Source organism: Aeromonas sp. 602658, assembly GCF_049173005.1.
GTDB classification, from domain to species: domain Bacteria; phylum Pseudomonadota; class Gammaproteobacteria; order Enterobacterales; family Aeromonadaceae; genus Aeromonas; species Aeromonas veronii_A.
Genome location: NZ_JAAKRF010000059.1, coordinates 1 through 8,343, shown reverse-complemented (window position 1 = coordinate 8,343; position 8,343 = coordinate 1). Strand labels below are relative to the sequence as shown.

General features: G+C 60.1%; 8 protein-coding genes and 2 pseudogenes. 9 read left to right on the top strand and 1 reads right to left on the bottom strand.

The window, feature by feature from the left end; genetic code table 11:
- From G5253_RS20335 to G5253_RS20295, 9 genes and pseudogenes are all read left to right on the top strand, one after another.
- Window positions 1-210: pseudogene (locus G5253_RS20335) on the top strand (hypothetical protein); the annotation flags it as partial.
- A gap of 254 nt (window positions 211-464) precedes the next feature.
- Window positions 465-863: a ribosome-associated heat shock protein Hsp15 gene (gene hslR, locus G5253_RS20330; protein WP_216952790.1), complete on the top strand. Its 399-nt coding sequence runs from the start codon at window positions 465-467 to the stop codon at window positions 861-863.
- Window positions 864-946: 83 nt separating this feature from the next.
- Window positions 947-1,831, top strand: a complete 885-nt coding sequence (hslO, locus tag G5253_RS20325) for an Hsp33 family molecular chaperone HslO (protein ID WP_266134596.1) — start codon at window positions 947-949, stop codon at window positions 1,829-1,831.
- 149 nt (window positions 1,832-1,980) lie between these two features.
- The gene (pckA, locus tag G5253_RS20320; RefSeq protein WP_266134595.1) at window positions 1,981-3,606 is read left to right on the top strand and encodes a phosphoenolpyruvate carboxykinase (ATP); all 1,626 of its coding nucleotides are present in this window, start codon (window positions 1,981-1,983) and stop codon (window positions 3,604-3,606) included.
- A 192-nt stretch (window positions 3,607-3,798) separates the two neighbouring features.
- Window positions 3,799-4,464, top strand: a complete 666-nt coding sequence (locus G5253_RS20315) for a GntR family transcriptional regulator (RefSeq protein WP_058056336.1) — start codon at window positions 3,799-3,801, stop codon at window positions 4,462-4,464.
- Window positions 4,465-4,497: 33 nt separating this feature from the next.
- On the top strand, window positions 4,498-6,300 hold the full coding sequence (locus G5253_RS20310) for an aminopeptidase P family protein (RefSeq protein WP_421204151.1): 1,803 nt from the start codon (window positions 4,498-4,500) through the stop codon (window positions 6,298-6,300).
- A gap of 87 nt (window positions 6,301-6,387) precedes the next feature.
- Window positions 6,388-6,792 (top strand): nitrous oxide-stimulated promoter family protein, encoded by a 405-nt coding sequence (locus G5253_RS20305; RefSeq protein ID WP_421204149.1) that lies wholly within the window; start codon window positions 6,388-6,390, stop codon window positions 6,790-6,792.
- Between the two features lie 112 nt (window positions 6,793-6,904).
- Window positions 6,905-7,402, top strand: coding sequence for a GNAT family N-acetyltransferase (locus tag G5253_RS20300; RefSeq protein ID WP_005356536.1), 498 nt, complete (start codon window positions 6,905-6,907; stop codon window positions 7,400-7,402).
- 97 nt (window positions 7,403-7,499) lie between these two features.
- Window positions 7,500-7,967: a glycine zipper 2TM domain-containing protein gene (locus G5253_RS20295; protein ID WP_069554244.1), complete on the top strand. Its 468-nt coding sequence runs from the start codon at window positions 7,500-7,502 to the stop codon at window positions 7,965-7,967.
- Window positions 7,968-8,049: 82 nt separating this feature from the next.
- Here the strand turns inward: G5253_RS20295 and G5253_RS20290 are convergent.
- Window positions 8,050-8,343 (bottom strand): annotated as a pseudogene (locus G5253_RS20290) (ammonia channel protein); the annotation flags it as partial.

The window sequence follows — 8,343 nt, the reverse complement described above, 5'->3', positions numbered from 1 at the left end:
CTCACCGCCCAGCTGGAGCAGAACTTCCTGGAGGCCTTCCAGACCGTACTCAAGCTGATCCTGCTCATCACCTTCATGTGGGTATGCGTCAAGCTGGTCAACATGGGGGTGCTGATTATCCGCGCCGGGGTTGATCTCATCCGCACCGCCATCGCCCACAGCGAAGGCCCCCACGACCAGAAGAAGCCGGATCAGCACGATCACTTCTGACTCTGACATGATCGATGGATGTGAGCGCTGCCGCCCCCAACAGGGGCGGCAGTGTTATATGCGCGGTATGAAGGCCCTCCCTGCCCCATGAATACCCGATAAACCAGCGCCATTCCCTTGTTAATCAGCAAACTGCCCATATGTTGCATCACCTTGACATGGTTTGTGCCCCGCACGGCGGTTGCCCGGTTTCTATCCCGCCCCCGGGCTCTGGTATAATCGACCGCCTCTTTTCCCCGTTATGGAGCCTGTTCATGGCCAATCATCCGGAAAGCGCCCTTGAGGTTCGTCTCGACAAGTGGTTGTGGGCGGCCCGTTTCTACAAGACCCGCTCGCTGGCGCGGGATCAGATTGACGGCGGCAAGGTGCACTACAATGGTCAGCGCAGCAAACCGGGCAAACAGGTGGAAGTGGGTGCGCTGATCCGCTTCTGGCAGGGGCAGGATGAGCGGGAAGTGCGGGTGCTGGCCTTGAGCGATCAGCGCAAATCGGCACCGCTCGCCCAGCAGCTCTATGAAGAGACCGCCGAAAGCTTGAAAAAACGGGCTGAAAACAGCGAGGCACGCCGCTTCAACAGCCAGTTTGCCCCAAGCCCCGAGCGCCGCCCCGACAAGCAGGAGCGGCGTCAGCTGCTCAAGGTCAAGCAGTACTGACCGACCCCGATTTGATAGCGCAGTGACGGCCACAGGCGGTCACTGCGTCCGATTTACCTCACCGAAGAACTCAGGAATATATGATGAGCAACCAAGATCTGCTGTATCGCTATCTGTTTGAAGAGTACGAAGTACGTGGCGAGCTGGTCCAGCTGGATCACACCTACCGCCACGTGGTGGAAGCCCAGAACTACCCGGTGCAGGTGCAAAAGCTGCTGGGCGAGCTGCTGGTCGCCACCAGCCTGCTGACCGCTACCCTCAAGTTTGAAGGCTCCATCACCGTACAGCTGCAGGGCGATGGCCCGGTGCGTCTGGCCGTGATCAACGGTGACAACAACCAGCAGTTGCGCGGCGTGGCACGCTATGAGGGCGAGCTGCCGAGCGACGACAAACTGCAGAGCCTGATCGGCAACGGCCAGCTGGTCATCACCATCACGCCGGAACAGGGCGAACGCTATCAGGGCATCATCGCGCTGGACGCCGACACCCTGGCTGGCTGTCTGGAGCACTACTTCGCCCAGTCCGAACAGCTGGCGACCAAGCTGTGGATCCGTACCGGTTACCATGAAGGGAAACCCCGCGCCGCCGGCATCATGCTGCAGGAACTACCAGCCCAGAGCGAGGATCACAGCGACGACTTCGAGCACCTGACCCAGCTCACCAGCACCATCAAGGATGAAGAGCTGTTTGGTCTGGAAGCCGAAGAGATCCTCTACCGTCTCTACCATCAGGACAAGGTGCGGGTGTTCGATCCGCAGGCGGTCGAGTTCCGCTGCACCTGCTCCCGCGAGCGCTGCGAAGGAGCCCTGCTGCAGATAGAAAAGGAAGAGGTGATGGAGATGGTGCAGGAGCTCGGCAAGATCGACATGCACTGTGATTATTGCGGCGCCCAGTACCAATTTAATGGGATCGATGTCGAAACCCTGTTCAGCAGGGCTCCCGGCAATGATGCAAACAAGTTACACTAATTAAAGGCGGGCAAAACCCGCCTTTAACTTTAATAACAAAAAAATACCCTATTTTATAAAGTTTGATGGCGATCGCTAAACTCTACCACCTAAGTGATAGGATGAACGTCAGATAGAACCCTACAAACCTCTGAACCCAGGAGAATACAATGACAATCGTGGCAGAACCCACCCTGGCCCAACAATTAGGACTGGACCAGTACGGCATCAAAAACAGCCAGGAAATCGTTCGCAACCCCTCTTACGAGCAGCTTTTCGCTGAAGAGACTCGCCCTGACCTGGAAGGGTTCGAGCGCGGCGTCGTCACCGAACTGGGCGCCGTCAACGTCAACACCGGTATCTTTACCGGCCGCTCTCCGAAAGATAAATATATCGTCAAAGATGCCACTACCCAGGATACTGTGTGGTGGTCTGACCAGGGTAAAAACGATAACAAAGCGATTACCCCCGAAGTGTGGTCACATCTGAAAGGGCTGGTCACCAAACAGCTCTCCGGCAAGCGCCTGTTTGTGGTAGACGGCTTCTGCGGTGCCAACCCGGACACCCGCCTGGCCGTGCGCATCATCACCGAGGTGGCCTGGCAGGCACACTTCGTGAAAAACATGTTCATCCGCCCGAGCGAGGAAGAGCTGAAAACCTTCAAGCCTGACTTCGTGGTGATGAACGGTGCCAAGTGCACCAACCCGAACTGGAAGGAGCAGGGTCTCAACTCCGAGAACTTTGTTGCCTTCAACATGACCGAGAAGATGCAGCTCATCGGTGGCACCTGGTACGGTGGCGAGATGAAGAAGGGCATGTTCTCCATGATGAACTACTTCCTGCCCCTGCGCGGCATTGCCTCCATGCACTGCTCTGCCAACGTGGGTCAGGACGGCGACGTGGCCATCTTCTTCGGCCTCTCCGGCACCGGCAAGACCACCCTCTCCACCGATCCCAAGCGTCAGCTGATCGGCGATGACGAGCACGGCTGGGATGACCACGGCGTGTTCAACTTCGAAGGTGGCTGCTACGCCAAGACCATCAAGCTCTCCGAAGAGGCCGAGCCGGATATCTACCACGCCATCCGCCGCGATGCGCTGCTGGAGAACGTGACCGTTGCTGCCGATGGCACCATCGACTTCGATGATGGCTCCAAGACCGAGAACACCCGCGTCTCCTACCCCATCTATCACATCGACAACATCGTCAAGCCGGTCTCCAAGGCAGGTCACGCCACCAAGGTGATCTTCCTGACTGCCGACGCCTTCGGTGTGCTGCCTCCGGTCTCCAAGCTGACCAAGGAGCAGACCAAGTACCACTTCCTGTCTGGCTTCACCGCCAAACTGGCCGGTACCGAGCGCGGCATCACAGAGCCGACCCCGACCTTCTCCTCCTGCTTCGGCGCAGCCTTCCTCTCCCTGCATCCGACCAAGTACGGCCAGGAGCTGGTGAAACGGATGGAAGCGGCAGGTGCAGAAGCCTATCTGGTCAACACCGGCTGGAATGGCACCGGCAAGCGCATCTCCATCAAGGATACCCGCGCCATCATCGACGCCATCCTGGATGGCTCCATCGAGAAGGCCGAGACCAAGGTGCTGCCAATCTTCAATCTGGAGATCCCGACCGCGCTGCACGATGTGAACCCGGCGATCCTCGACCCGCGCGACACTTACGCCAACAAAGCCGAGTGGGATGCCAAGGCCGTCGATCTGGCAGGGCGTTTCATCAAGAACTTCGAGCGCTTCACCGATAATGAAGAGGGCAAGCGTCTGGTTGCTGCAGGTCCGCAGCTGTAACAGGCTCGCTTCGTATCAGTGACATCATGCCGGTCAGCCATGCTGACCGGCATTTTTGTTTTATGGCAGCCCCGAACGCCGCCAACCACGCAGCAACAGCCCCCTAAACCTTGCCTTGCCAGCCCTGACGGGGTAGATTCAGCCAAACTTTATACAATATACAATTCTGTAACGCCCAATCGTGACCCGACCATGACCCCACCCTACAAGACCCGAACCCAGATGGTGATGGAAAACCTCCGTGGCCGGATCCTCCGTGGGGAGTTCCCCGCTGGCGCCCCCTTGCGTCAGGATGCCATTGCCAAAGAGCTGGCGGTGAGCCGCATCCCGGTGCGCGAAGCCCTGATGCAGCTGGAAGCGCAGGGGCTGGTGAAGTTCGAAGCCCATCGCGGCGCCGTGGTCACCATGCTGGACGCCTCGGCCATTGAAGAGCTCTTTTATTTGCGAGCGCTGCTGGAAGCCGATACCCTGTTCCACGCCGTCGACAAGATGACGGAAGCCACCTTCGCGCAAGCGGAGGCGATCCTCGCCCAGTTTGATCACGCCCTGGAGTCAGGCACCCAGATCGAACATTGGGCCGAGTTGAACCACAGCTTTCACGCCACCCTCTATCAGGCAGCCGGTCGCCCCCAGGCACTTGACCTGATCGCCCAGATCAATCTGAGCTGTGACCGCTATGTCCGCTTCGAGCTGCTGTTTGCCAGCGACGGGGTGGACAAGGCGGAGCGTGAACACGCCCAATTGCTGGAACTGTGCCGCGCCCGGCGCAAGCACGAGGCGGTGGTGCTGCTCAGGCAGCATATCGAAGCAGCAGGTCAGTCGATCAAGCGGATCCTGGCCAGCGGCCATAAAAACTGAACACTCATATAGCAACCATCTGGCACTAACGACATGAATAATTTCGAGATAATTGAAACCCGCGTCGCCCAAGTCAGGGCCGAGCTGGCCATGCAGGAGTTGGACGCATTTATCGTCCCCCACGATGATGAGCACCTCGGCGAGTACATCCCCGCCTATGCCGAGCGGCTTGACTGGATCACCGGTTTCAACGGCTCTGCCGGGGTCGCCATCATCATGGCCCAGCGAGCAGCCCTCTTTGTCGATGGTCGCTATACGGTGCAGGCGCGGATGCAAACCCCCGCCGAACTGTTCGAATTCCTCCACCTCATTGAAAATCCTCATGTGCAGTGGCTGGCCGAGCAGCTGCCGTCAGGCTCCCGGGTTGGCTTCGATGCCCGCCTGCACAGCCTGACCTGGTACAAGAATGCCAAGGCCGTGCTGGCCGACCGCGGTATCGAGCTGATCCGCGTCGAGCAGAACCCCATCGACCTGAACTGGCGCGATCGCCCGGAGCCGACCAAGAGCCCGGTCATCCTCTACAGCGAGGAGCTGGCAGGCCAGTCCAGCCAGTCCAAACGTGAACAGCTTGCGGCCGACCTGCGCAAGCGCGGGCTGGATGCAGTGCTGCTGACCCAGGCCGAGCCCATCAACTGGCTGCTCAACCTGCGTGGCCGCGACATCGACCGGCTGCCGGTGGTGCTGGGCTTTGCGGTGCTCTACGCCAACACCAGCATGGATTTCTTCGTCGATACCGACAAAATTGACTGCTTCGCCTTCACCCAACACGTGGGGCAGGATGTCTCCGTCTACCCCATCGACAAGCTGGGCGACGTGTTGCAGCGCATCGGTGAAGATCAGCAGAAGGTGCTGGCCGATCCGGACAGCGCCAACGCCTGGACCCAGCTCGTCATGGAAGAGGCGGGCGCCATTCTGGTGGCAGGGCAAGACCCCACCATGCTGCCGAAAGCGTGCAAGAACGAGATCGAGCTGACCGGCATGCGTGCCGCTCACCTGCGCGATGGCGTGGCCATGACCCGCTTCCTCGCCTGGCTGGATCGGCTGGTTGCCTCCGGCGAGTTCGAGGGAGTGGATGAAGGCACCCTGGCCGATCAGGTGGAAGCGTTCCGCCGCGAGCAGGAGCACTACGTCGAGCCGAGCTTCGACACCATCTCGGCACTCGGCCCCAACGCCGCCATGTGCCACTACCACCACACCAACGGCACTCCCCGTGCGTTTGGTCAGGACAGCCTCTATCTGCTGGACTCCGGTGGCCAATACATGGATGGCACCACCGACATCACCCGCACCATCAAGGTGGGTGAGGTGAGCGACGAGCAGAAAGCGATGTTTACCCGCGTATTGCAGGGCCATATCGCGCTGGATCAGGCCCGCTTCCCCCGTGGCACCGCCGGTATCCAGCTCGACGTGCTGGCCCGCATGCCGCTGTGGCAGGCCGGTTACAACTATGACCATGGCACCGGCCACGGCGTCGGCCACTTCCTGAGTGTCCACGAAGGGCCCCAGCGCATCGCGCCGAAAGGGAGCATGGTTGCCCTGCAACCGGGCATGGTGCTCTCCAACGAGCCGGGCTACTACCGTGAAGATGGCTTTGGCATCCGTTGCGAAAACCTGGTGGTGGTGACCGAGCTGGAACAGGTTGGCGAGCTGCCGATGCTGGGCTTCGAGCGTCTGACCTATGTACCGTTCGATACCCGCCTGATCGACCGCAGCCTGCTGAGCCCGGCCGAATTCCGCTGGATCAACGAATACCATGTCGAGGTGTTCCGCCGCCTGAGCCCGCTGCTCGAGGGCGAGGATCTCACCTGGCTGGAGCAGGCAACCAGCCTCATCTGATGACACAGGGCCTGCGGGCCCTGTTTTTTATCCCCCCTTTTGACCTGTATCAACACCCAAAGCGAGCAGGTCAGGAGAATGGCGGCCATGAAAAGTCATCATGCCAGCCCAGCCCGGGGCTCACACGCCGCAGCCAGCAAAAAGGCGAGTGACCATCCCAGACTCATGCGCGAGCAGCAGACGGTCAGCGCCATGATCCGCCTCTACTGCCAGCACCATCATCAGGATCCCCATTGCCGCCACTGTCGCCAGTTGCGGGATTTCGCCTATCAGCGCCTACGTCGCTGCCGTTATGGCCACGGCCACAAACCCACCTGCGCCAACTGCAATATCCACTGTTACGCACCGGCGATGCGCAAACAGATCCAGCAGGTGATGAAGTGGAGCGGCCCGCGCATGTTGCTACGCCACCCCTGGCTCACCCTCCGCCACCTGCTCGACGGCTTGCGCAAGGCTCCCAAACTGCCCCAGAGCCGCCCCCTGCCGCCATAACCGCCAATCCCTTGCATCCGGCAGGGGATGACCACTACCCTATGACTCCTTTTTTGCCGTTGACCCCAAGGTCAGCGGCGTTGCCGATCCGTTTGCTGCCGATGGAGTCCTGATGCACCACAACCCGCCCCTGCTACGCCCCGCCACCCACAATGACATGCACGCCATCTGGCAGATCGATGCCAAGGTGTTTGGCGAAGATGTCTATCCCGCCTTCTTCTTCCGTCAGGCGATGGATTTGTGGCCCGAGTTGTTGCTGGTGGCCGAATACGAGGGGCAGCTGGTGGGTTATGTGCTGGGGGGATTCGGTCAGGAGCGATCGCAAGGCTGGGTGCTCTCGCTGGCGGTACTGCCCGAGGCGCGCGGTTTTGGTCTGGCCGAGCGAATGATGCGCCAGATGGAGGCCAACCAGCAGGCGCTGCAGATCAGCGAACTGCGACTCACGGTCGATCCGGCCAATCCGGCCCAGCGGCTCTACTACCGGCTCGGTTACACATTGCAGGCGGAAGTAGCCGACTATTTCGGCCCCGGAGAAGACCGTCTGCTGCTGGTTAAAACCCTCTCCGGTACAGCTGCGATTCAAGGACAAAACCGGTTACAGAACGCATAATTGGTTACATTTTGCCGATTTCATGTGTGACGGGGTTGGAGTAAAGTTCACTCATCAACCGGATTGTTCAAATTACGTTCAGCCCAGGAGGCCCACCATGTTGAAGCGTATGACCCTTATTGCCCTGCTGGCAGCGACCACCATCACCGGATGCGCCAACAGTGACGTTTACTCTGGCGATGTTTACACCAAAGACCGCGCCAAACAGGTGCAGACCGTCAGCTACGGCACCATCATCTCCACCCGCCCGGTGAAGATCCAGGCCGATGAGAACTCCCTGATGGGTACCATTGGCGGCGCCGTAGTCGGCGGCCTGCTGGGCAGCACAGTCGGTGGCGGCACCGGACGCGACATCGCAGCCGCAGGCGGCGCCATCGCCGGTGCAGCGGCAGGCAACGCCATCGGCAACAAGATGAATCAGGTCGACGGCGTCGAGCTGGAGATCAAGAAAGAGAACGGCGAAGCCATCGTGGTCGTGCAGAAAGCCAGCCCCACCTTCACCCCTGGCGCCCGTGTGCGCATGACCCAGGGCAATGGCAGCATCAACGTGGCCGTCGTGAACTAAGCGTGTGAACTCAGGCTTTGCAGCTCTCGAGTCATAAAAAAACCGCCGATCCCGGCGGTTTTTTGTTGTCTGGCATTCGGGATTACATGCTGTAAGCCTTCTCGCCGTGGGAGGTGACATCCAGCCCTTCCCGCTCGGCATCGCCATTCACCCGCAGGCCCACCAGCATGTCGACCACCTTGAAGGCAATCGCCGCCACGGCACCGGACCAGAGCAGGGTGACACCGACCCCGATAGCCTGGATCTTCACCTGAGTCAGGATGGAGTAGCCCTCGGCAACCTGATTGGTGACATAGTCCCACACCCCGGTACCGCCCAGATCCGGGCTGGCAAAGACGCCGGTCAGCAGGGCGCCGAGAATGCCGCACACCCCGTG